The following is a 23,605-nucleotide window of genomic DNA, read 5'->3' as shown; positions in this document are numbered from 1 at the left end:
CCCACGCTGAGACTTGCACACGCGATCAGTCAGTGGCACGCCCTGCGCTACCGGCTTGCCGAGCCTCCGCGCAAACGCGTCCTGCAGCGCCGACGAGCACGTGAACTTCTAAGTTAGCGCTTATGGGTCTCTATCCGGCATCCCGACAAGGCAGGGCGGGATCGGGGCGGCGGGGGACATTCGCTGCATCGGCCACCCGGCGTCCATGGCCGCGCACACGGTCGCTGTGCAGCGCTTCGATGAGATCAGACTTCGGGCAGCAGCGGGTCGAGCCCGCAATGACGCGTCGGAGAAGACCATGATGTAATTCCCGCATGGTGCGTCCTTCCCAGCTTCTCCATCCCCAGCGCGAGCCGGCAAAGCCGCGTCCTGCCGCTACCGTCCTGCTGCTGCGCGACACGCCGCAGGGCATCGAAATTCTCATGACGCGGCGGTCACCGACAGCCAGCTTTGCCCCCGGCGCCTATGTATTCCCCGGTGGTGGCATCGATGCGGCGGACGCGCAGGCGCATGCGAGCGCCGCCCGGCGGCCGACCCAGGACGATCTGCGGCTCACGCAGGCCATCGCCGCCATCCGGGAAAGCTTTGAAGAGCTGGGCATCCTGCTGGCCCGCCACAGCGATGGCCGCAGCGCCGATGCCAGCGACGTCGCCGCGATGGACCGCCATCGGTCCCTGATCGATCAGTGCCGCGAGCGGGGCCTCGTCCTTTCGGCTGATCAGGTCTTCGTGCTGGCGCACTGGATCACCGACCGTGACCTGCCGCGCCGGTTCGACGTGCCTTTCCTGGTCGCGCGGATGCCGGCGGGTCAGACGCCGGTGGCCGATGAGGCCGAGCAATTCGAGCCGGTCTGGGTGCGGCCCGCCGATGCGCTGGAACGCCACAAGGCCGGCACGTTTTTCATGATCTTCCCGACCATCCGCACGCTGGAGCGGCTGGCAAAGTTCGCGTCCGTCGACGCTGTGCTGCAAGCCTGCGCCGGCGAACAGCCCCTGTGGACGAGTTGCCCGCGCGCCGGCCTGCTGAACGGCGCTGACGCCCGTTACATGGAACACGAAATGCCGTTCGGCGAGCTGGCCTTGGTCAGCCCCGACGGCCAAGCCGTGCATCACCTCGACTGGCGCACCGACCAGCCCGTGCCGCTGCTGAAGAACGTCACGCGACTCACAGCGCCCAATCCCGGCGTGATGACCGGCCCCGGCACCAACAGCTACCTGGTCGGCGACCCGACCACGGGCTACATCGCGATCGACCCCGGGCCCAACGACGCGGAACACATCGAGCGGATCTGGCGTGCCGCGGGCGGCGACATCCGCATGATCGTCTGTACGCATTCGCATCCCGACCATTCACCGGGCGCGCGGCCGCTGCAGGCACTGTGTGCGAGGAAGCCGCCGATCCTGGGCCTGCCGTCCGCTCCGACGGCGCGTGCCGCCAGCGAGTTCGTTCCTGACCGCGCCCTGGTCCACGGCGAAGATCTCGCGGTGGAAAGCGCAGGAATTCGCCACACGCTGAAGGTTGTCCACACGCCCGGCCACGCCGCCAATCACCTGTGCCTGGTGCTGCAGGAAGACGGCCTGCTCTTTTCCGGCGACCACATCCTCAACGGCAGTACCACCGTGGTCGATCCGCCGGACGGCGACATGACGGCCTACCTCGATTCGCTCGACGCGCTGACCGCAGCGTGCAAGACCTACGACATCGAGTTCATCCTGCCCGCGCACGGCTGGGTGCTGGGATTTGCGCAGCAAGCGATTGCCCACCTCAAAGGCCACCGCCTGCAGCGCGAAGCCAAGGTGGTCGCCGCCATGCAGGCACGGCCGCAGGGTGGCCTGGAGGATTGGGTGGAATTGGCCTACGACGACGTGCCGCCGCGCATGTGGCCCATGGCCAAGCGCTCGCTGCTGGCGCACGTGCAGCGAATTGAGTCGCTCGGCCTGGCCAACATCGATGGCTGAGCCGATTCGCCTGGCCAAGCGGGTCGCCGCGATGGTGCCCTGCTCGCGCCGCGAGGCGGAGGAATACATCGAGGGCGGTTGGGTGCGTGTCGACGGCCTGGTGGTGCACGAGCCGCAGCACCGCGTCGCCGACGAGCAGCGGGTGGAGTTGGATACCGGCGCGGCAACCGCCAACCTGGAACCCGTGACGCTGCTGCTGCACAAGCCCGTGGGCGCCAATGATCAACAGGCCCTGGCGCTGCTCTCCCCGGCAACGCATGCGAGCGACGACGATTCCGGTGTGCGCAGCGTGAAGCGCCACTTCGTGCGCCTCGTGCCGCTGCTCCCCTTGCCGTCGCAGGCCAGCGGCCTCGCGGTGTTCAGCCAGGACGGCCGCATCATCCGCAAGCTGACCGAGGACGCACTGTCCATCGAGCAGGAACTGATCGCGCAGGTCACCGGGACGATCATGGACAACGGTCTCGCGCGGTTGGCGCACGGCCTGGTCTACGAAGGCCGGCCGCTGCCACCGATCAAGGTGAGCTGGCAGAACGAAACGCGCCTGCGCTTCGCGCTGAAGGGCATCCCGCCCTGGCTCGTCGAGTGGATGTGCGCGCAAGTCGGCTTGCGGCTCACGGCCCTCAAGCGCATCCGCATCGGCCGCGTGCCGATGGCGGCGCTGCCCGAAGGCCAGTGGCGCTACCTGCGGGCGGGCGAGCGGTTCTAGGGGCCAACACCGCTGCTACACTGGCCCGCACAGGTGGAGGACGAGCAGTGCAAATGCAAACAGACAGCAGCCCCGTGGGCGCTGCGGCGCGGCGCGCGGGCCCTTCGGCCTATCGCATCGACACCAACGACGACATCGAGCCCTTTGCGCTGGAATTTCTCGGAACCGGCGGTGAATTCTTCCGGGTCTGGATCGTCAACCTCCTGCTGAACATCGTCACCCTGGGCTTTTACACGCCGTTCGCGCGCCGACGCACGGCCCAGTATTTCTACAGCCACACGCTGGTGGCCGGCAGCCCGCTGGAATTCATTGCGCAGCAACGCAAGATGGTGTTTGGCTTTCTGCTGCTGGCGGCTATCTACATCGCCTTCCAGGTGGCCGCCGAAACCGGGCAGGACGCCGCCGTTTCCATCCTGATGGTTGCCGGCGCCTTGCTGGCGCCCTACCTATGGGCCAGCGCCATGCGCTTTCGCCTCGGCGCGACGCGCTGGCGCGGCGTGCGGCTGCAGTTCGCGGCCAGCTGGGGCGAGGTGTACAAGGCCAGTTGGCCGGTCTTCGTGACCGCGCTGGTGTGGATCCTGGTCAGCACGGTGTTCACCTACCTGTTGGGTGACATCCCGGAGGACCAGCCTGATGCGCTGCTCTTTGCGGCCGTCCCGCTCTGGGCTTGGCTGCTGGTGCCCGCCGCGCTGGTCACCACCTTCCTGTGCATCATCCGGCTGGAATTCAACTACAAGAGCCTGCTGGTCTCGCGCGCCTACATCGGCGCGCAGGCCGGGCGCTGGAAGCCGGTCTACAAGGACTTCGTGCGGATCTGGCTGGCCACGCTGGGCGTGTTCCTCCTGGGCGCTCTGGCGCTGGCGGCCGTGACCGCCGTGCTGGTCGGCGGCTCGATATTCGCCGCTGACGGCGGCAAGTCGGCGGGGTTCGGCGCGGTGCTGGCCGTCATCGCGGCGGTGTTCGGCTTCCTGATCGGCCTGGTCTTCGCCTCGGCGCCGGCTCGCGCCTACCGCCAGGCACGCATGTTCCAGCTGGTCTGGAACAACGTCGGCGTGAGCAAGATCGCCCGCTTCAAGTGCAGGCTGCGCACCCGGCGGTTCGTGCTGCTGCGGGTGAAGAACATGGTGCTCACGCTCCTCACGCTGGGCTTCTACCGGCCGTTTGCCATGATCAGCGAATACCGCATGAAGGCCGAGTCCGTCACGCTGCACGTCAAGGGCGGCCTGGACCAGCTGGTCGGCCAGCTGGTAGGCCAGCAAGACGGTATCGGCGACGCGCTGGCCGATGCAGTGGGCCTGGACCTGGTGGGCTGACGCGCCGTGGAGCCGATTCGTGCCCGCTGGTTCGATGGGCGCAGCAGCCGGCCGCAAGACGTGCTGGTCAGCCTGCACGCAGGCCTGCGCGGGCCTGCGCTGCACCTGCACCCGCTGTCGCAACCAGCCGGTGAACTGCTGAAACTGCAAGCTGGCCAGATTGATTGGCCGGAGACCTGGAGTGCCGGCCGCGCGCCGCGCACGGTGACGGTCGACCTGCGTGACCACGGCAGCCTGGAAATCGACGGCGCGCCGCAGTGGCAGGCCGCGCTTGCGGCGGCCGGCGAGCGCCCGTCCCTGGCGCAACGCATGCAGACGCGCTGGTCGGTCCTGCTCGGCGTCTCTCTGCTGGCCGTCGTGGCGCTCGGCGCGTTCTACCGCTGGGGCACGCCGTGGGCCGCGACGCAGGTCACGCGCCAGGTCCCGCTGGACTGGGAAACCAGCTTGACCGCGGACGCACTGGTGGACTTGGACAAGCTGTGGTTCAAGCCGAGCAAGCTGCCGCCCGCGCGCCAGTCGCAATTGCGCGAGCGCTTCGACGCCCTGGCCCGCCAGATCGAGCCCGGCATGCGGCGCTACCCCGCCTACTCACCGCAGCTGACCCTGGCGTTCCGTTCCGGCTTCCCCGCCAACGCGCTCGCGCTGCCCGGCGGCACCATCGTCATGACCGACGCAATCGTCGAAGCCGCAGCGGCGCAGGGCGTTTCCGACGACGCGCTGGTGGGCGTGCTCGCGCACGAGATCGGCCACGTGATGCACCGGCATACCACCCGAATGCTCGTGGAGCAAGGCGTACTCAACGTCGGCCTGGGGCTGGCGCTGGGCGACGTGTCGGTGCTGGTGTCCACCGGCGGCTCGCTGCTGACCGGCCTCGCGTACCAGCGGGGCCACGAGAGTGAAGCCGATTGCTTCGCGGCAGCGCTGATGCGCAAGGCGCAATTGCCCACCGCGCCGATGGCGGAACTGCTGCTCGGGATGGAAGCCGAGCGCGGCGCCAAGAAGCCGGCCGAGGCCGAATCCCGCTGGATGACCCTTCTGAGCAGCCACCCCGACACCGCCGCACGCGCCCGCCAGCTCAAGGCCGGCCGCGTGGAAGGCTGCTAGTGCCTGCCGCACCCGCGCGCGAAAAATAAAGTGTGAAGTCCGCCGATAAGCCGGATTCTGTGGCGTCTGGCCCTCTTGCGAAGGCCGAACGTGACCGCCATTCCTCTGGGCCGGGGGTCGCCCCCACGGCTCGGTGCTACCTACCCGCCAGCTCCGCGGAGCCACATCAACGCTGGCCTATTTGGTATTGCTGCGCGTAGAGATTGCCCGTTTCACCCGCACCGGTTGCCCGGTGCGACTCGTCTCTGTTGCTCTGATCCTCACCTCACGGTGGAGAGGTATTACCTCCTACGCTGCCCTGTGCAGTCCGGACGTTCCTCCAGTGCCTGGTTTCCCAGATTGCACCAGCGGCGGTCTGGCGGGCTTCACGGCGCTATTATCGGCCCTCTCCCATTTGCCCGATGAATACGGGCCATAGGACGACGAATGATCCGACTCTCCGAAATCAAACTCACGCTGGCCGAGGCGGAAAATCCGCAGCCGGTCTTGCACGCGGCGGCCTCCCGCATCCTCTCGGTTCCGCCCGCGGACATCGCGCAAGTCGACGTCTTCAAGCGCAGTTTCGACGCGCGCAAGGTGGACCTTTCGGCTGTGTACATCGTCGATGTCACATTGGCCGATCCTGCAAAGGAATCCGCCGTTCTTGCCAGGCTTGCAGGCCGGCCACACATCGCGCCAACACCCGACATGGTGTGGCATCCGCCGGTCCAAGTCAGCCAGGCTCTGCCGAATCGCCCCATCGTCGTCGGCTTCGGCCCCTGCGGCATCTTTGCAGCACTGGTGCTGGCGCAGATGGGCCTGCGCCCCATCGTGCTGGAGCGCGGCAAGAAAGTGCGGGAGCGCACCAAGGACACCTGGGGCCTGTGGCGCAAGCACGTGCTGCATCCCGAGAGCAACGTGCAGTTCGGCGAAGGCGGCGCGGGCACCTTTTCCGACGGCAAACTCTACAGCCAGATCAAGGACCCGCGCCACCTCGGCCGCAAGGTGATGCAGGAGTTCGTGAAGGCCGGGGCGCCCGACGAAATCCTGTACGTGGCGCATCCGCACATCGGCACATTCAAGCTGGTGAAGGTGGTGGAGAACATGCGCGAGCAGATCATCGCCATGGGCGGCGAGATCCGTTTCGAGCAGCGCGTGACCGACTTCCTCATCGAGGGCGAGCCGTACAGCAAGCAATTGCGCGGCCTCACCGTGCTGAACCAAGCCACCGGCGAGAGCAGCGAACTGCGTGCGGACCACGTGGTGCTGGCGCTGGGCCATAGTTCGCGCGACACGTTCGAGATACTGCATCAGCGCGGCGTGTTCATGGAAGCCAAGCCGTTCTCCATCGGTTTTCGCATCGAGCATCCGCAAGGCGTGATCGACCGCGCGCGTTGGGGCCGCCACGCAGGCCACCCGCTGCTGGGCGCCGCCGACTACAAGCTGGTGCACCACGCGAGCAATGGCCGCTCGGTTTACAGCTTCTGCATGTGCCCGGGCGGCACCGTGGTGGCGGCAACGTCGGAGCCCAACCGGGTCGTCACCAACGGCATGAGCCAGTACTCGCGCAACGAGCGCAACGCCAATGCGGGCATGGTCGTGGGCATCGATCCGTCGGACTATCCCGGCGGACCGCTGGCGGGCGTCGCGCTGCAGCGCCAGCTCGAGTCGAACGCGTTCGTGCTGGGCGGCGAAAACTATGAAGCGCCAGGGCAGCTGGTTGGTGACTTCATCGCCGGAAAGCAGTCCACGCAACTCGGCGGCGTCGAGCCTTCGTACAAGCCGGGTGTGAAGCTGGGCGATCTGCATGCCGCCCTGCCCGCTTACGCCATCGAGGCCCTGCGCGAGGCCCTCCCCGCCTTCGGGCGAAAAATCAAGGGCTTCGACATGCCGGACGCGGTGCTGACCGGGGTCGAGACGCGGACTTCATCGCCGGTGAAGATCACGCGTGGCGAGGACTACCAGAGCCTGAACGTTCGCGGCCTTTACCCGGCCGGTGAAGGCGCGAGCTATGCGGGCGGGATCCTGTCGGCGGGTGTCGACGGCATCCGGGTGGGCGAGGCCGTGGCGAAGTCTCTTGTTCCCTCTCCGTTCCCTCTCGCTATGGGAGAGGGTTAGGGTGGGGGCAAGCAGTGCGCGTGCCTGCCCCCCCCCCCTGCCCTCCCCCGGAGGGGGAGGGAGTAATACCTCAGCCCTGCGCCGCCTGCAGCGCCGCGATGCGCTCTTCGATCGGCGGATGGGTCGAGAACAGCTTGCCCACGCCCGAAGTGATGCCGAAAGCCTGGATGCTCTTGGGCAGTTCGCCGGGCACCATGCCGCCCAGGCGTGCCAGGGCGTTGATCATCGGCTGCTTGCGGCCCACGAGTTTGGCGGCACCGGCGTCGGCGCGAAACTCGCGCTGGCGCGAGAACCAGGCCACGATGATCGCCGCGACGAAACCGAACAGGATGTCCAGCACGATGGTGGTGATCCAGTAGCCGATGCCGGGGCCCGAGCGGTCGCTGCCGCGGGACAGGAAGCTGTCCACGGCGTAGCCCACGACGCGCGACAGGAACACCACGAAGGTGTTCATCACGCCCTGGATCAGCGTCATGGTCACCATGTCGCCGTTGGCGATGTGGGCCACTTCATGGCCGATCACGGCCTCCACTTCCTCACGCGTCATGCCTTGCAGCAGGCCGGTGGAAACGGCGACCAGGGCGCTGTTCTTGAAAGCGCCGGTGGCGAAAGCGTTGGGCTCGCCCTCGAAGATGCCGACCTCGGGCATGCCGATGCCCGCCTTGTCGGCGAATTTGCGGACGGTATCGACGATCCAGGCCTCGTCGGCGTTGCGCGGCTGCTCGATGACCTGGACCCCGGCGCTCCACTTGGCGACCGGCTTGGAGATCAGCAGAGAGATGATCGCGCCGCCAAAGCCCATGATGAGGGCGAAGCCAAGCAGCGCGCCCAGGTTGAGCCCATTGGCCGTGAGATAGCGGTTGACGCCCAGCAGGCTGGCGACGACGCCCAACACCACCACGACGGCGAGGTTGGTCAGGACGAACAGGACGATGCGTTTCATGTTTCTCCGATCGAAGAGTGATGAGAAGGTTCACTCCGCGCAAAAGATGAGGATCGCGGTTCCCAAATCAAGGGGGCGGCCGAAATACGAGAGGGTCATCATAGAAGGAAAAAGCGGCGTTTTCGGCGCACCAGCCCGGCACGCCCAGCACCGGCAGGGGCAGGAAGGGTTTGGCCGCCAGCCGCTCGGGCGTGAGCTGGCCTTCCAACCACTCGTCCACCTGGACGGTGGACCCGCTGGGGCCCGGAACGTTCCACACATGCGCCGTGAGGTTCTTTCGCGGTTCGACCAGCTTTTCCAGCAGGGCGTGCCCGACCACGAGCAGGCAGGCCTCGCGCCACAGGGGCCGCAGGTCGACGAACAGGCGCTGCCAGTCGCGCGCCCCGAGGGCCTGCCAGAGCGGCTCGGGCGCGCTGAGCACGGCGCCGTTCTCGTCGAACAGCGTGGCGGCGTCGCGCACCGGCCCCCGCCGCGTCGAAACGCCATGGGCTGCGATTTGCGCTGCCTGCACCCGATTGAGCTGGCGCTTGGCGCGCGGCAACTCCAGCCAGACCAGGCCGTTGAAGAAGTCGTGCAGGTTGTCGCGGGTCGGGCAGCGGCCGGTGTCGAAGACGTACTGTTCGTACGCCATGCCTGCCGGCAGGTGATCCGGCGACACGAAGCGGGGCTCGCCTGCGCCCTGCTCGTTGAGCGCCTCGTGCAATGGTGCGCCGGCTGCCATCGAACCCGCAACCCGCTCCCCGGCGTCGCGCCAAGGCTCGAACCAGGGCTCGCCGTCGTGCAGCGCGGTGAGCCGGTCTTGCCACCGCGCCATCGTCACCTGGCGCGTGAGCCGATGTATTGAACCTTGCTCGGATGGCCCTCGGGCGTCAGTGCGAAGAAATCGGGACTCTTCTTGAACAGCTTGAGCGAACTGCCGCTGCGGCTCAGCAACTGGGCCGCGCGCAGGGCTTCGGCTGCCTGGTTCAGTTCCATCCGCTCCCCGCCGCGCAGTTCCGGGAGGGCTTCGAGGATGCGCAGAACGCCATCGGGTAATGGCACCGGCACCGGAGCCGCTTTGGCCGGCCGCGCCGCGCGCTTCGCGACGGGCCTCTTGGCAGCGGGGGCGCGTGCCGCGTGATGCTGCAAGTCGGTGAACTCGTCGTACACCGTCGTCGTTTCTTCCCCCGTCTTGCCCTGCTGCCCGATGCCGCAGACCCGGCAGCCCTTTTCGCGCAGGCGGATCACCAGCGGCGCGAAATCGGAATCGGACGACACGAGCACGACGACATCCGGCCGCTCGGCCAGTACCAGGTCCAGTGCGTCCACCGCCAACGCGATGTCGGTGCTGTTTTTGCCAGCCGAGAGATTGACCATTGGCCGCACCGACAGCCGCTTGAACAGCAACTGATGCTTCACCGCCATCTCGGCGTTGCAATAGGCGCGGCGCACGTGGATGGCACCGTATTCGGCCAGGGTGCGCTGGGTCGCTTGCTCGATCACGTCAGCGGACACATTGTCCGCATCGATCAGCAGCATGACCTTGCGCGAGCTTGTCATACCAGCTTCCAGGTCAGCGCCTCGTTGGCGCGCAAGGGCTTGAGCTGCGCCTCGCCGAAGGCATAACTGTCGGGCGTGGTCCAGGTTTCGCGTCGCAGCGTGATGGTGCCTGTGTTGCGTGGCAGGCCGTAGAAGTCCGCGCCGTGGAAGCTGGCAAAACCCTCCAGCTTGTCCAGCGCACCGGCGTTGTCGAAGGCTTCCGCGTACAACTCCATCGCGGCGTGCGCGGTGTAGCAGCCGGCGCAACCGGTGGCGTGTTCCTTCAGGTGAGCGGCGTGCGGCGCGCTGTCGGTGCCCAGGAAGAACTTCGCGCTGCCGCTGACGGCCGCCTCCACCAACGCCAGGCGATGGCTCTCGCGCTTGAGCACCGGCAGGCAGTAGTAATGCGGGCGGATGCCACCCAGGAAGATCGCGTTGCGGTTGTACAAGAGGTGATGCGCCGTGACGGTCGCGCCGACGAATCGGTCCGCGCTTTGCACATACTGCGCAGCTTCACGCGTGGTGATGTGCTCGACCACCACTTTCAGCTCCGGCAGGTCGCGCCGAAGCGGGATGAGCTGCGTGTCGATGAACACCGCTTCACGGTCGAACAGGTCGACGTCGGGCGACGTCACTTCGCCGTGCACCAGCAGCGGCATGCCTTCGCGCTGCATAGCTTCGAGCGTCTTGTAGGTCTTGCGCAAGTCGGTGACGCCGGCGTCGCTGTTGGTGGTGGCGCCAGCCGGGTAGAGCTTGACGGCGACGACGCCGAAGTCCTTGGCCCGCTTGATTTCGTCAGGCGGCAAGTTGTCGGTGAGGTACAGCGTCATCAGCGGCTGGAAGCCTGTGCCTTCCGGCACGGCCGCCAGGATGCGCTCGCGGTACGCCGCCGCCTGCGCCGCGGTGGTAACCGGCGGCTTCAGGTTGGGCATGATGATCGCGCGGCCGAACTGGGCGGCGGAGTGCGGTGCCACCGCCTTCAGCGCCTCGCCGTCGCGCAGGTGCAGGTGCCAGTCGTCGGGGCGGGTGATCGTGATTTGCTGGGTCATGGGACGTATTGTCCCAAATGCGGGCGACCCAGGCACTCATGCCGGACTTGATCCTGGACTTGATGCGGCATCCCACCTTTGCGCGCCCACACGGATGCCGGGTGAACTGCAACCCCCGACTTGATCCGGGGCCGGGATGACAGCCGACTCAGTGCGCCAGTATCTTGCTCAGGATGTTCTGTCCTCTCCCATCCGATAGCCCATTGCCTTGTAACCGCTCTGGCGCTTTGTCCACATTCGCAGCAGGGCCGGGTGGCCTGTGTCGATGAAGTCGATGATCCGCACGTCGGTCTTGGTCGCGTGCTCGCGGTGCAACCGGCCTGCGTACTGCTGCAGCGTGCCCTTCCACGATATCGGCATGGCCAGCACCAAGGTATCGAGCGGGGGATGGTCGAAGCCTTCGCCTACCAACTTGCCGGTGGCAAGTAGTACGCGAGGCGCGTCCGGCGGCAGCGCTTCGAGTTCCCCGATCAACCCGGCGCGCTGCTTCTTCGACATCCGGCCGTGCAAAACAAAGGGCGACGCAAGCCTCCCGTCCAAAGCGGCCAAGATGGCATGCAGATGCTCAGTGCGCTCGGTCAGTACCAGAACTTTGCGACCGTGGTCGAAGGCATTCTTAATTTCCGCCGCAATCGCCTCGGTGCGTGCCGGATCATTGGCAAGGTGGCGAAACACGTCCTGAATTCCCGCCTCCTGCGCCAGGTCGATTCGCTTGTGCAGTGAGTGCGGAACGACCTCCAAATCGTGCGGCGCACTCGCCGGCTTGGCAGCCGTGTGCCTGATCGGCCCGCACTGCATGAAGATGATCGGCTGTTGACCATCACGCCGGATCGGCGTGGCGGTGAGGCCGAGCACGTATTTGGCCTTGACCCGCTTCAGGATCGCATCGAACGACGCTGCCCCAATGTGGTGACACTCATCAATGATGACGTGACCATAGTTTTCGACCAAGGGGTTGATTTCGCCCTGGCGCGACAGCGACTGCATCACCGCAATGTCGATCTTGCCGGTCGGCTTGGCCTTGCCGCCGCCAACGGTGCCGACCACACCCTTATCGGCGCCAAGAAAGGATCGCAGACGCTCCTGCCATTGCTTTTGCAACTCCGTGCGATGCACCAGCACGAGCGTGTTGACGCCACGACGGGCGATCATCGCAGCGGCGGCCACGGTCTTGCCAAAGGCGGTCGGCGCGCACAACACCCCGGCGTCGTGATGCAACATCGCGGCCACGGCCGCTTCCTGATCGAGCCGCAGAGTTCCTGCAAAAGCCACGTCGAGCGCCTCGCCATCGAATCGCTCATCGAGCAGATCGCAGCGGATGCCGTTGTCCCGCAGCAGGGCCTTCGCAGCGTCCAGACAGCCGCGCGGAAGCGCGATATGGTTCGGGTAGTTCTCGGCGCAACCGATCACGCGAGGCGTGTCCCACACCGAGAAGCGCATGGCCTGCGCCTTGTAGAACTCGGGATTCTGAAAAGCGGCGAGGCGGATCAGGCGATTGGCCAGCGATTGCGGCAGCTGCGCCTTTTCGAAGTAGACGAGATTGGCGAGCGTTACCGAAAGCGATTGCGGCATGGGTCCGGCGAGCCTCCTGGCTACAGGTGCAGATCGCTTCCACGGTTCCTTGTGATCCTCATCGTCGATGAAGCTCACGTCCAGCGGGTGTCCTGGGCCGGCAGCGCGCAGGATTGTGGGCTCGATGTCGTGTGGCGCCATCGGCTCGATCGACTGCAGGAAAGCCCACTGGTCGGGATACGGGCGCAAGGCCCCGTCCACGAACACGCTGCAGCCGTTTTCGCGGGGCTGCTTCTGCAGGGGCAACGCGATAAGATTGCCGAAGCCCCCTTTTGGCATCGTGTCCTGGCTGGGAAACAACCGGTCGTAGGAGGTCAGCTTCAGTTGCCGGGTACGGGCGCAGGTGTGGCTGATGATGGCGGTGCCCAGGCGACGGGCGTCACGGGCGGACACGCTGCCGGCGAAGAACACCCAGGCGTGCGCGCCGTTGCCCGACCGGGAAATTTCCAGAGCGGCGGGCACACCCAGTTCGTGAAACGACTTGGCGAACGCCATGGCGTCCTCTTTCCATTCTGCTTCGTCGAAGTCGACTGCGAGGAAATTGCAGGTGTCCTCGGACAGCAGCGGATAGACACCCACCACGTGTTTGCCGGCGAGGTGGTCATAGATCACCGAATCAGAAAGCGGGATCAACAGGCGGTTGCCGCAGTCCGAACACTTGATGCGCGGCTTTTCGCAGACACCGGCGCGCCACTCGTTGGCGCAGGCAGGGGCGTAGCCTGTCTTGCCACTGGTTTTGCTTTCCCAGCGGATGGGGTAGACGTCAGTGCGGCCGCGGAAGAGGCGGCGAAAGAGGGCGACCTTTGCGGCTGTATTCAAGTTTGATGGTTCGGATACTGGAGAAGGCTGCGACCTTGGTGCCGGAGGCACGCGCCAGTCGATACCGTGCGCCTCAAGCAGCGCGACAAGTCGCGCCTTCTCAGCCTTGAGCTCTACGAATGACCCAGGCTCGTGCATCTCCGTAGGCAGCCCCTTGGACTTCATCTAAGGCGCTTTCCCGTGCCGTCGAAGGTACTCCGAAAGCCGTTGGAATCGAACGTCGACTCTAAGTGCCGGAGCGGCGACTCCGATCGCCCGGAGGCAATCGGTCAGGTGGCTGGGGGGCCACTGCGCGCTGTCACTAATCACGATGTCCAACAGCGTCAACGCCGCCTCGGGAAACCTTTCAGCAAGTTTCGCTTCATGAAGCGGTTGCACGATGTCACCCGGAAACTCAAGAGGTTGCAACCAGTGCCTCAATTCATCCAGCGCCTCTGGGAATGCATCTGTCGCCGCCACACAAAGCTGGGCAAGGCTTCGTGAGATCGTAGGTGTGATGACGTCGCGCGACTGTGGCCAGATCGATTTGAGATACGGCAGTACACGATGTTGCCAATATTCGGCGCGTTGCTCGCCAGCACCCTCCAGGGCTCGAACGAGTGCTTGCGCTGCGCTGCTCAGACCATCGGCCGGGAGTGATCGTGTTGCACCTGCAAGTTCTGCCTTGGAAAAGCTGTCGCTGGGTTCCAGGGCTGCAAACGTCAACAAGGCAGCATACTGTTCGTCGTGCTTGCCCAGCTGTGCGTAGTGGTCCGCTGTTCCCAGGAATGGCTGCTTGATCGCCTCCATGAGCGGTCGATATAAGCGCGGTGAACCAAGAAAACCTTCCCAAGCTGCCCGAGCTTCTTCACTCACTCGCTCCCAATCGAAAAGCGGCAACAAATACTGCGCTGCCCAATCCGGGGCGACACGAAATAGCTGGATCACATGAGCGGCCAGCACGACTCGACCGTGCCTGAAGCCGACGATCTGCGTATTGCAAAGTTCGGTGAACAGTGGCTTGACCTCATTTGGCAAACCTTGTCCATCCTCGAGCGAGTGTCGATACCACCAACGCAGAGCGGCCTCAGTCACGTGACCGACGGGATGATTGATGGCCCGTGAAACAGGATCATCGCTAGCCTCAACGCCATCGACGTGTTCAAGTGCCAGTAGGCGCCAGATGAGATTGAAAAAAACGGGCTCGCGCCCCTGAAACGTCTTGGCGATCGATCGCAGCCACCAGCCGAGCGGATGCGCAAGTTCCTTGAGCATGTCATCGGGCGCTCCATTCAGCACGGTGCCCATGCAGCGCCATGACCGATTCAGGAGCTTGTCCTCGGCCCAAGCCTGCAAGGCCTCGTGCCATCTTGAAGTGGGCCACTCCCCTGCCCGAGATAGCGCCACCAAGGCGCAAGCCGTGGTTGGAAAATCGTCGCGGCATCGCTGCCGCCAGTCGTCTTCCTGCCAATGGTCCGGTGTCGCTGGCTGCCTGAGCCATTCCACTAGGTCGCGGCGCCGCTTGGGCGCGACCACATACTTGCGCCATTCGTCGCCATCGCCCATCCAGACCGGGAACTCATCGCGCTCGTCAGTCGCCAGCTTCAGATACGGATGTCGCTGCGTCAACGTCTGAAGGTGAGCCTCAGCCTCTAAGCTGAGCTTCGCGCCCGCCGCGTTTGCTTTGGCGAGCCGCAACCATATCTCACGGTCGCCCGTTTGTTGGAAGCGCTCGGGCACGATATCGTCTCTGAACATCGAACGAGGGGGGCCCTGCAGAATCGCTTGCTGCAAGGCCGCGAGACCCTGAGCATCCAATTTCGGCGCAAGTGCAACCAACAAACGCAATGCTTCGCGTTCGGTTTCCACCGACCAAAGCCACCAGCCGCTGTCGGATAGCAACCAGCCAAGACTCCGGTCGATCCCAATCAGGTCAGAATGCGCAGCAGCAAAGAACGCCAAGCGCCGAAACAACGGATAGGGAATGCTCAACCAACGTTCTGCCTCCACGCGCGCGCGGTCGGGAGAGTGTTTTGCCGTTTCCAGCCAAGCTTCACGCGTCAACTCGATCAATGCGGTCCAGTCCCGAAAGGCCTTGTTCTGCGGATGCTCGCCAATGGAAGGTTGCCGCAGATAAGACAGATCGTGTAGATCGTCGACTTCGCCCAGTTCGCGCATCAGGTCCAGCGTGTCACGAAGCAAGTTGGTGGCGTCAGAAAGCAGGTCTAGCAATACTTGCCGCCACCGTGGACTGTCCGGGACATCTCGCAGCGCCGAGTGCACATGATCTGTACCAAGCACAATCTCCCAATCCACTATGTCACTGATCCGGTTGGGCTCCTTCGGTTCACCATCTTCCGCACCGTCCCAGCCGTGAAAGGGCTCGCGCAACTGCACGCGCGGACTGAGAATGTCGCGCAGTTGCAAGCGCAGCGTTGGCGTTAGTCCGTCACGCTTGAACTGCTCGCGCCAGTCGTAGAGATCGAATCGCCCGTAGTGAGACTTCACCCGTCCAGAGAGCACCACACGCCATAGCGTCTGCATCATCGGTGGCGGCGGACTCTTCTCAAGTGCGTGCTTGATCCACCATTCAAACCGGTGATGCAGTCGCCCCCCGGACTTGGCCACCCACAACACAAGTTTGGGGTCATGAATGTGCCGCGAGAGCCAGCGGGCTATCTCGTTCATCACGTCGTCCCATTCGCTGCCGGTATGTCCCCCGCTGACCAGCGCCATCAACGGCGCGCGGCTGTACGGCGCGGGGCGCTGCACCAGACTGAAAGCCAGCTTGTCATCCTCCTTTGCGTCCGGCATGACGCCGAAGCGCGCCAGATCGCCGTGCTTGAACCGGGGTTCGGCTAGAGGTTCGAGCCACTCCAACGGCGGCAATGGATCGTGTTCTGCAAAACGCTTCGCAGGCAGCGCACGCTTGTCGCTCAACGCCCAGAGCATCCGTCCGACGAAATCGTCCTGACGGGTACTGGCCATCGGCTTCGACATCGCGTACTCGACCACGATACGTTCTTTGCCGAGTACGCCGTCCCGGTGAGTGTCGGCCCATTCCTTCAGCGTCTGATGAAGCCCGGAGTGATCATGCGTGCCCGGTGCCACCTCATACAGTACAGGTGATACGCCCTTTGCTTGCCACTCGATAAGCGCCTGATTTTCCCCGCCCGTGAGGTAACTGCCAAACGCATAAGCCTGCGGCGTTGACTCACCGAGCATTCGGTCGGCAGCCAATGCGTCCATCATGTAGCGCAACACTGGATCGTTGATGCTGTACCCGACGAAGCAGACGATATAGTTACGGAACAACTCGCTGACGAAGCGCGCCGCCCAGCGTTCTGTCAAGTAAGCTAGCCCAAAATCTCCGCTGGACAGCACAAGCCGATTGAGTTCGCTCTCCTCCGGGGTCTCGGGCAACAAACCATGCAGGTAGACCACGCCGTTCCAGCGGCTGTTCTTCGGGATCGGCATCAAAGGAGCTGGGTAGCTCGGTACGGCGGGCTTAATCCGCCCCAATAGTCGCTGGAAAATTCGGTCGAAATTGGTAGTGACGAGCCGGACGTTGTTGCCGCGGTCGCGAGCAAGTTGTAGTAACGCGGCGTGGGTGGCGGTCGCGCCCTTTCGGCGCAATTTGGGTTTAAGTATCTTCGCCAGCGCAGCCCTTACCGCTGCCCGTTGACCTGGAAAGCGTCGTTCCAACAGGTCGAGGGTCGCGTCGTACTGCTCTTTCTGGTACGCCTGATCTTCGATGACTGTTCGGGTGGTGCCCAAATCGGCATATATCTGGTCCACCAAGCCGCGAAAGCCGGGCAAACCAGCCGGATACGAGATGCCTGCACCGCAGAAGAAAACCACACGCCCGTCTTCGTGAGCCTGTAGCAACTGCTCCGGAACATCGGGGCCGTTCCTGATGAATTGCATCGCTATGCGCTCGCCGCGAACACCCGTTCAAGGGTTGATGGCACCAGCGCCTGATTGGCTTCGCGGATGGCGGCGTGTTTTGCTTTGAGTTCGGCGATCCTGGCCTGCAGGGCATTGAAGGTGCGCTGAACGTCCAGTGACGGTAGAGGTACTTCGATAGCCATCAGCTTTTCCAAGCCGAGAGTCCGATTCCGCCCAGCACCGCCGGGTGACGCCTCGCTAATCTTCGCCAGTCCGACGTTGGTCAAGAAGAAGTAGCGGAGAAACTCGGCGCTGGTGATGCTCTCGTCGGCCACACAAGACATGAAACGATGCGACCCAAATCGCCCGGCATCGACTTGTCGGGCGATGGCAATCGCGCCTTCCCAAGCGAATACGTTTGAAAACAGGAGGTCGCCTGCCTCGATACGGAACAGGCGCTTTGTACCAACTTCAGCACCAGCAAGGGGTGGCTTGTGGAAGGTGCCTTTGCCAAACGACCGGACACCCAGTTCGAGGTAGCTGCCTTCAAGGTCGATCTCCTCTTCGCGCCGCACCAGCGGCGCCACCGTTGCCATCGTCCGAAGTGGCGCGTCACTGATCGCGTCCCGAAAACGCACGGCAAGCAGGCGCTCGGCATCCGCCTCGACGGCACCGAGGTGATCGTTGATATTGAGTGCCTTCCCGGCCAGCACCTGCATATGCTCAACGATCCGTTCTTGAATTTCCAACGCCGGCACGGGCACTTCAATCTTGCCGAGCGCCGTGGCAGTCAAGGTACGGTTGCGCGCCACGGTCCCCGTAGACGCGGCGACCAACTTGGCCATGCCTTCCGACGTCGTGAAGTAGTGAGCGAGATAAGCCGGAGCGACTCGGGTTCGGTCACATGCACAAGTCAACATGCGGTGGTTGCCGATACAGCCATCGTCCTCTGGCTTGGCCATGGCCACGGCGCCTTCCCAGGCCATGATGTTGCTGAAGACCAGATCATCCTTATTGATGCGATAGAGCCCTTGCCAAGTGAACTCTGCGCCGGTCACCGTGCGCCGATGAAACGTGCCCTTGTTGAAGCTACGAACACCCAGCTCGGTGTAAGTCGCGTTTGAGTCGATGGCAATCTCGCGCCGCACCAATGGGGCAACTGCGCTCAAGGGCAAATATTGAGTGCCGCCTTTCTGGCCCAGTCTTACGTTCATGCCGGAGCTCATGCATCGCCCTCTGGTTGGGCCCCCGCCAATCGCCGCCCCTCCAGTTCCTGCCGCGATCGCGCCAGCTCGTTCGCCAGCACCTTCTCATCCGGCAGCACAGTCTGGTATTCCGCCGCCAGCACCTTGTTGGCCAGCCCCTCCAACGCATAGTGCGCCTCCGCCGCGCCCTTGGCAGCGCAGAGGATCAAGCCCACCGGCGGGTTCTCGCCCGGCTTCATCCAGTGTTCGCGGGCGTAGTTCAGGTACAGGTGCATCTGCCCGGCGTCGGCGTGGCTGAACTTGCCGACCTTGAGGTCGATGACCACCAGGCATTTCAGGCGTCGGTGGAAGAACAGCAGGTCGATGCGAAACCAGGTGTCGTCCAGCCGCAGGCGGCGCTGGCGGCCGACGAAGGCGAAGTCGTCGCCCAGCTCCAGCAGAAAATCGGCCAGGTGCTGGATCAGCGCGTCTTCCAGGTCGGACTCGGAGTATTGGTCCTTCAGGTTGAGAAACTCAAGGACAAAGGGGTCCTTGATGGCTTCCTCTGGCGTGATGGCATCGCCGGGCTCGGCGTGTTCGGCCTTGGCCAGCATCGCCACCTTGTTCTTGGACAGGGCGATACGCTCGTAGAACTGGCTGTTGACCTGCCGGTCGAGCTGGCGAACCGACCAGCCGTTGCGCAGGGCTTCGGTTTCGTAGAAGCTGCGGGCAGCCGGGCTCTTGACCGAGAGCAGGCGGACGTAGGCTGACCAGGGCAGCGGGAAACGGGCCGCGAGCGCGGGAAGGTCGAGGGATCGCCTCTCAGAAATCGCAGGCAGCGTCTGCAAAATTGGCTCGGCGGAAGATTTGCCAGACGCTGTCTGGCTAATTGCCTCTGCCGGCCATGCGAGGTAAAACGCCCGCATCTGCTGGAGGTTTTGACGGCTGAAGCCCCGCCCGAACCGCTGCGTCAGGTCCAAGGCAAGTCGCCGGAGCAAGGCCTCGCCGTAGCTGGCACGTTCCGCGCCACCCTGTTCGAACTCGACGACGCGCCGCCCAATTTCCCAATAGCTGGCGGTCATCAGTGCGTTGACGCTGCGGGCCGCGGCGTGGCGCGCGGCTTCCAACAGCTCGACGATGCCGGTATGGATGTCGCCGTAGGCCGCGGGCACCTCGGGAGATGTCGTCACGACTCCACCTCGCTGACCAGTGCCTCGATCTCCCCGAGCAGGCGCATCACCTCAAGCTCATGGCTGCGCATGCTGGCAATCAGCTCCTTGGGGTCGGCGTGTTCCAAGCCGGCCTTGGCGTGCGGGTTCTTCAAGTCCAGGTTGTAGATCGGCCAGTACACCGCATCGCCTTCGGCTTGCGCCGACTTCGCCGCGACCTCGTGGGCCTGTTGCCGGGTTTTCAGCGCGCGCAGCCGCTCTTGCAGCACGGCCTTCTTGCCGTTGCCGGCCGCAGCAATGTCCTGTTCCAGCTCGCGAATCGGCTTGCCCAGCGCCAGCGCGGCGGCGCGTTCGGCCTCGGCGCGTTGCCAAGGCGGCTCGGCAGCGGCCACGGCGCTTGCCCGCCTGGCGGCAAAGTCCAGCCGCCAGGCTTGTGGGCCTTCCTCGCGCTGGCCCCACCAGGCCAGCGCCGGTGCAAGCTCCTCGAACTGCAAGGGCGCCGTCTTGCTGTACTTCTTGCGCCCCTGGGGCAACGGCAGCTCGTAGTACCAGATGGTTTCGGTCGGCCCACCACGCTCGAAGAACAGCAGGTTGGCCGGAATGTCCGTGTAGGGCGCAAACACACCTTGCGGCAGGCGCACGATGGTGTGGAGCTTGAATTCCTTGAGCAGCTCTTCCTTGATGACGGCGCACACGCCATCGCCGAACAGCATGCCGTTGGGTACGACCACGGCAGCGCGGCCACCGCGCTCCGCGCCGAACCCGGCCACGCGCAGCTTGCGCATGATGAACTGCAGGAACAGCAGCGCGGTTTCCGCCGTCTGCATATTGGCCGGAAAGTTGGCCTTGATTCCCGCCTCTTCCTCGCCGCCAAAGGGCGGATTGGTGAGGATGACGTCCACCCGCTCGCTGTGGCCGATCTCGGTGATGCGGCGCTCCAGCGTGTTGCCATAGGCGATCTGCGGCGCCTCCAGGCCGTGCAGCAGCAGGTTCATCTGCACCAGCATGTAGGGCAGCGGCTTGGCTTCCTGGCCGAACAGCGTGGCCCGTTGCAACTGGTGCCGATGCTCCGGCGTTTTGACTTGTTCGGCCATGTGGTCGTAGGCCTCGACCAGGAAGCCGCCCGTGCCGCAGGCCGGGTCGAGCAGGGTTTCACCAAGCTTGGGGTCCATGGCCTGCACCATGAAGCGGACGACCGGTCGCGGGGTATAAAACTCGCCCGAATCGCCGGCCGCGTCGCGCATTTCACGAAGCATGGATTCGTAAAGGTGCGAAAGCGTGTGGACCTCTTCGCTGCTGCTGAAGTGAATGCCGTTGATCTTGTTGACGATGTCGCGCAGCAAGTAGCCACTGACCATGCGGTTCTGCACGCCCTTGAAGACGTTGGCCACCACCTCGCGCTGGCTGCCTTTCTCGCCCTCGCCTGCCAGGCCTCGCAAATAGGCGAACAGCCCCTTGCCTTTCGTGCCATCGGCACGGAAGGCGGCTTCCTGCCCGATGAAGGCCAGCAGCTCTTCACCGTTGATGCCGTCTTCTCGCGCCGCCCAATCGCGCCAGCGGTACGGCGCTTCGACGATGGGCTGATAACGCTTGCCGTCGAGTTCGGCCTCTTCTTCGTGAACGATTTCAAGGTCGTCCAGGAACTTGAGGAACATCACCCAGGTGAGCAGGGGCAGGCGATCCACGTCGCCGTTGAGCCCCTTGTCCTTGCGCAGAACCTGCCGGGCGCTGCCTATGAGGGCCGACAGGTTGTCGCGGGTGGTGAGCGGCGCCTTGGCTTTGCGGGGTGTTTTCGCTTTGGTGGCAGTCTTGGCAGAAGATGACGGGGGCATTCAGCAAGCACTCATTGTTGGTAGATCGCTGTCTGCAGTCGTGAGACAGCGTCCTTAAGACCGCGCACGCCGCCGAAGTGGCGGGTCGCGATTTCAGAAGGGGTTCCGTAACGGTCGAACGGCTGGACTTTCATCAGGTCCGACAAGGCGCTGAACTGGATGATGCCGCGCTCAATGTACTTGTCCAGCAGCAGCGACAGCACTTCGCGGGCCGTCTCGCCGTATTGCCCGAACAGGTCTTGCGTGGCTTTACGCGCGCGCTCGGCCCGCTCGCGGCGGGTCAGCAAGGGGGCGTTCCAGGCGAGGTGGCAAAGCAGATCGAAGGGGTCGGCATCAGGCTGATCCGCGCTCGCGGCGAGTCCTTCGAAACTGACGCCGCGCTCGGTCAATTCCCGCAGCACTTCGGTGCGTGTATCGGGATCGGCCCAGGCGGATTGCAGCTCTGCGCGGTTGGGGTACATCGAACGCACGGCGCGGCCGGAGTACTCGGTGTAACGCACGATCTGCAGCTTCTTGCCGTCGCTGTCGAGGTCGTAAACGAGATGGCCTATCACCTCGACTTCGCCGCCGTCGACATAAAACTTGCGGGGCTCGTCGGCTGCTTCGGTCAGGATTTCGCCGATGCCTTCGGCGGTCTCTTCCAGGTACGGCGCCTCCGGTTCGGAAATGCCGGGTGGTGCTTCCACGACCGTATTCACCGTTTCACCGGCCTCATCGACGGTGACTTCCTCGATGCCTACCGGATCGCCATCGAAATCGGGATCGGCGAAGTGACGCGTGGCCGTGCCGGTGAAGTCGATGATGTTGAAGTATTCCTTGCCGTAGTCGACCTTCAGGCGCGTTCCCCGCCCGATGATCTGCTTGAACTCGGAGCGCGAACCCACCACCCGTGCCAGCACCACGTTTTTCACCATCTCGGCGTCCACGCCCGTGGTGAGCAGTTGCGACGTGGTGAGGATCACAGGCGTGGGTTTGTCCACGTCCTGGAAATGCGCCAGATGGGTCAGGCCGATGACGCCCTCATCGGCGGTCACCCGGCAAACATAGTCAGGGTACTGCTTGACCAGATCGCTGTTCAGGTTCACCAACTCCTGGCGCATTTCGGCCGCGTGCTCCTGATCAACACAGAACACAATGGTCTTGGCGAAACGGTCCGTGCCTTTGAGGAAATCGGAGAGGTGCCGGGCAATCGCCTGGGTGCGCGAGCGCAATGCCACGACACGCTCGAAGTCCTTGGTCTGGTATTCGTCGTCAGGCACTTCGCGGCCATAACGATCGAGTTCGTCCTTCGATGGACGCCAGCCCGCAGCATCCACCGTGGTGATGACACGGTGAACACGATATGGCGCGAGGAAGCCGTCTTCGATGCCTTGCCGCAGGCTATACGTATAGACCGGGTTGCCGAAGTACTCGTACGAGTCCCGGCTTTCTTCGCGCAGCGGTGTAGCGGTCATGCCGAACTGGACGGCGGGCTCGAAGTAGTCGAGCACGGCTCGCCAACTGCTGTCATTACGGCTGGAGCCACGATGGCATTCATCGATGATGATGAGGTCGAAGAAATCGGGCCGATACTGGCGAAAGACATCCTCGTTCGCTGTGGAAAGCGCCTGATAGATGCCGAAATACATGTCGCGGCTCTGGCTGACATCGCCGCCGGCGATTTTGTGCCGGGCATCGCCGAACGGCGCGAACATCTTAGCCATCGGGTCGTCGACCAGCAGATTGCGGTCGGCCAGGAACAGTATCTTGGGTCGGCGATATTCGCCAGTACGGTTCCACCGGCTGTTCCACAACTTCCAACAGACCTGGAAAGCAACGCAGGTCTTTCCGGTGCCCGTGGCTAGGGTGGCAAGAATACGCTTGTCGCCAAGCAAGATCGCTTCGATGACGCGGTTGATCGCGATCTGCTGGTAGTAGCGTGGCACCTTTCCGGAAACAAGGTTGAACGGTTCCAGCAGGTGGGCGGCCGCGGCTTCCGGTATCTTTTCCGCAGCGGTCAGGCGTTGCCACAATTCGGCGGGCGTAGCAAAGCGATCCACCTCTCGCTCGGTGCCAGTCGTGTAGTCAATCTCGATGATGCGGTGGCCATTGGTCGCGTACGCAAACTTCAGGCCGAGAATCTCGGCGTACTCCCGCGCCTGCTGGACACCCGTTTCGACGGGTAGCCCCGTTTCCTTTGCTTCGACCACAGCGAGGGGATAGTCGCGCCGCAAATACAGCAAATAGTCGGCGCGTTTTTGCTTGCCGCGCCGCACCTTGCCACCGGCAACGATGATGCGCCCGTTGGTGAAGGTCCGTTGCTCTCCAATGGAGTACGGGGCGACGGACCAACCCGCCTCGACAAGCCGGGGCGTGACGAATTCGCGGCAGGTGTCCGCTTCGGTCATCACCCCCTCGCGCTTTGCCGTCCAGTCCATCCAGCAGGCCCCATCATTCTTGACGGCGGCCAGTTTATCAGCCGGACGGCGTGCCCC

15 protein-coding genes and 1 other RNA gene are annotated in these 23,605 nt (G+C 64.1%); 5 read left to right on the top strand and 11 right to left on the bottom strand.

Going from position 1 to position 23,605, the window contains the following annotated elements:
- Window positions 1–314 precede the first annotated feature (314 nt).
- From EEB15_RS29435 to EEB15_RS29420, 4 genes are read left to right on the top strand one after another with little or no spacing between them, the layout of a single operon-like run.
- Entirely contained in the window at window positions 315–1,958 is a 1,644-nt protein-coding gene (locus EEB15_RS29435; protein WP_141513539.1) for an MBL fold metallo-hydrolase, read from the top strand.
- A complete protein-coding gene (locus EEB15_RS29430) occupies window positions 1,951–2,664 on the top strand; it encodes an rRNA pseudouridine synthase (protein WP_141513538.1) in 714 nt (237 codons plus the stop codon). The genes EEB15_RS29435 and EEB15_RS29430 overlap by 8 nt, the downstream gene beginning before the upstream one ends.
- A 53-nt stretch (window positions 2,665–2,717) precedes the next feature.
- Entirely contained in the window at window positions 2,718–3,977 is a 1,260-nt protein-coding gene (locus tag EEB15_RS29425) for a YjgN family protein (RefSeq protein WP_141513543.1), read from the top strand.
- A gap of 6 nt (window positions 3,978–3,983) precedes the next feature.
- Window positions 3,984–5,081, top strand: coding sequence for a M48 family metallopeptidase (locus EEB15_RS29420; RefSeq protein WP_141513537.1), 1,098 nt, complete (start codon window positions 3,984–3,986; stop codon window positions 5,079–5,081).
- 30 nt (window positions 5,082–5,111) lie between these two features.
- Here EEB15_RS29420 and rnpB read toward each other — a convergent pair.
- Window positions 5,112–5,448, bottom strand: an RNA gene (gene rnpB / locus EEB15_RS29415) — RNase P RNA component class A.
- Between the two features lie 59 nt (window positions 5,449–5,507).
- Here rnpB and EEB15_RS29410 point away from each other — a divergent pair.
- Window positions 5,508–7,178 (top strand): NAD(P)/FAD-dependent oxidoreductase, encoded by a 1,671-nt coding sequence (locus tag EEB15_RS29410; RefSeq protein WP_141513536.1) that lies wholly within the window; start codon window positions 5,508–5,510, stop codon window positions 7,176–7,178.
- Between the two features lie 70 nt (window positions 7,179–7,248).
- Here the strand turns inward: EEB15_RS29410 and htpX are convergent, their stop codons facing one another.
- The 10 genes from htpX to hsdR form a co-directional block, all read right to left on the bottom strand.
- The gene (htpX, locus tag EEB15_RS29405; RefSeq protein ID WP_141513535.1) at window positions 7,249–8,121 is read right to left on the bottom strand and encodes a protease HtpX; all 873 of its coding nucleotides are present in this window, start codon (window positions 8,119–8,121) and stop codon (window positions 7,249–7,251) included.
- 67 nt (window positions 8,122–8,188) lie between these two features.
- Complete coding sequence (locus EEB15_RS29400; RefSeq protein WP_199236664.1) at window positions 8,189–8,935, bottom strand: DUF3025 domain-containing protein; 747 nt, start codon at window positions 8,933–8,935, stop codon at window positions 8,189–8,191.
- A gap of 2 nt (window positions 8,936–8,937) precedes the next feature.
- Window positions 8,938–9,660, bottom strand: a complete 723-nt coding sequence (locus EEB15_RS29395; RefSeq protein ID WP_141513534.1) for an NYN domain-containing protein — start codon at window positions 9,658–9,660, stop codon at window positions 8,938–8,940.
- Complete coding sequence (gene pyrC / locus EEB15_RS29390; RefSeq protein ID WP_141513533.1) at window positions 9,657–10,688, bottom strand: dihydroorotase; 1,032 nt, start codon at window positions 10,686–10,688, stop codon at window positions 9,657–9,659. Before pyrC ends, EEB15_RS29395 begins: the two co-directional genes overlap by 4 nt.
- Before the next feature lie 168 nt (window positions 10,689–10,856).
- Entirely contained in the window at window positions 10,857–13,079 is a 2,223-nt protein-coding gene (locus EEB15_RS29385) for a DEAD/DEAH box helicase family protein (RefSeq protein ID WP_370284007.1), read from the bottom strand.
- A 165-nt stretch (window positions 13,080–13,244) separates the two neighbouring features.
- Window positions 13,245–16,985: an anti-phage defense-associated sirtuin Dsr1 gene (gene dsr1 / locus EEB15_RS29380; protein ID WP_141513532.1), complete on the bottom strand. Its 3,741-nt coding sequence runs from the start codon at window positions 16,983–16,985 to the stop codon at window positions 13,245–13,247.
- Window positions 16,986–16,987: 2 nt separating this feature from the next.
- The gene (locus tag EEB15_RS29375; RefSeq protein ID WP_233259665.1) at window positions 16,988–18,160 is read right to left on the bottom strand and encodes a restriction endonuclease subunit S; all 1,173 of its coding nucleotides are present in this window, start codon (window positions 18,158–18,160) and stop codon (window positions 16,988–16,990) included.
- 8 nt (window positions 18,161–18,168) lie between these two features.
- Window positions 18,169–19,320 carry a YhcG family protein gene (locus tag EEB15_RS29370; protein WP_141513530.1) on the bottom strand — a complete coding sequence of 384 codons (1,152 nt, stop codon included), beginning with the start codon at window positions 19,318–19,320 and terminating at the stop codon, window positions 18,169–18,171.
- Entirely contained in the window at window positions 19,317–21,131 is a 1,815-nt protein-coding gene (locus EEB15_RS29365; RefSeq protein ID WP_141513529.1) for a class I SAM-dependent DNA methyltransferase, read from the bottom strand. Before EEB15_RS29365 ends, EEB15_RS29370 begins: the two co-directional genes overlap by 4 nt.
- 11 nt (window positions 21,132–21,142) lie before the next feature.
- Window positions 21,143–23,548: an EcoAI/FtnUII family type I restriction enzme subunit R gene (hsdR, locus tag EEB15_RS29360; protein ID WP_141513528.1), complete on the bottom strand. Its 2,406-nt coding sequence runs from the start codon at window positions 23,546–23,548 to the stop codon at window positions 21,143–21,145.
- Between the last annotated feature and the right edge of the window lie 57 nt (window positions 23,549–23,605).

It is taken from the genome of Ramlibacter sp. WS9 (assembly GCF_003797765.1).
Lineage (GTDB): Bacteria > Pseudomonadota > Gammaproteobacteria > Burkholderiales > Burkholderiaceae_C > Ramlibacter.
The sequence above is the reverse complement of the archived record's forward strand: the minus strand, read 5'-3'. Positions and strand labels throughout refer to the sequence as shown.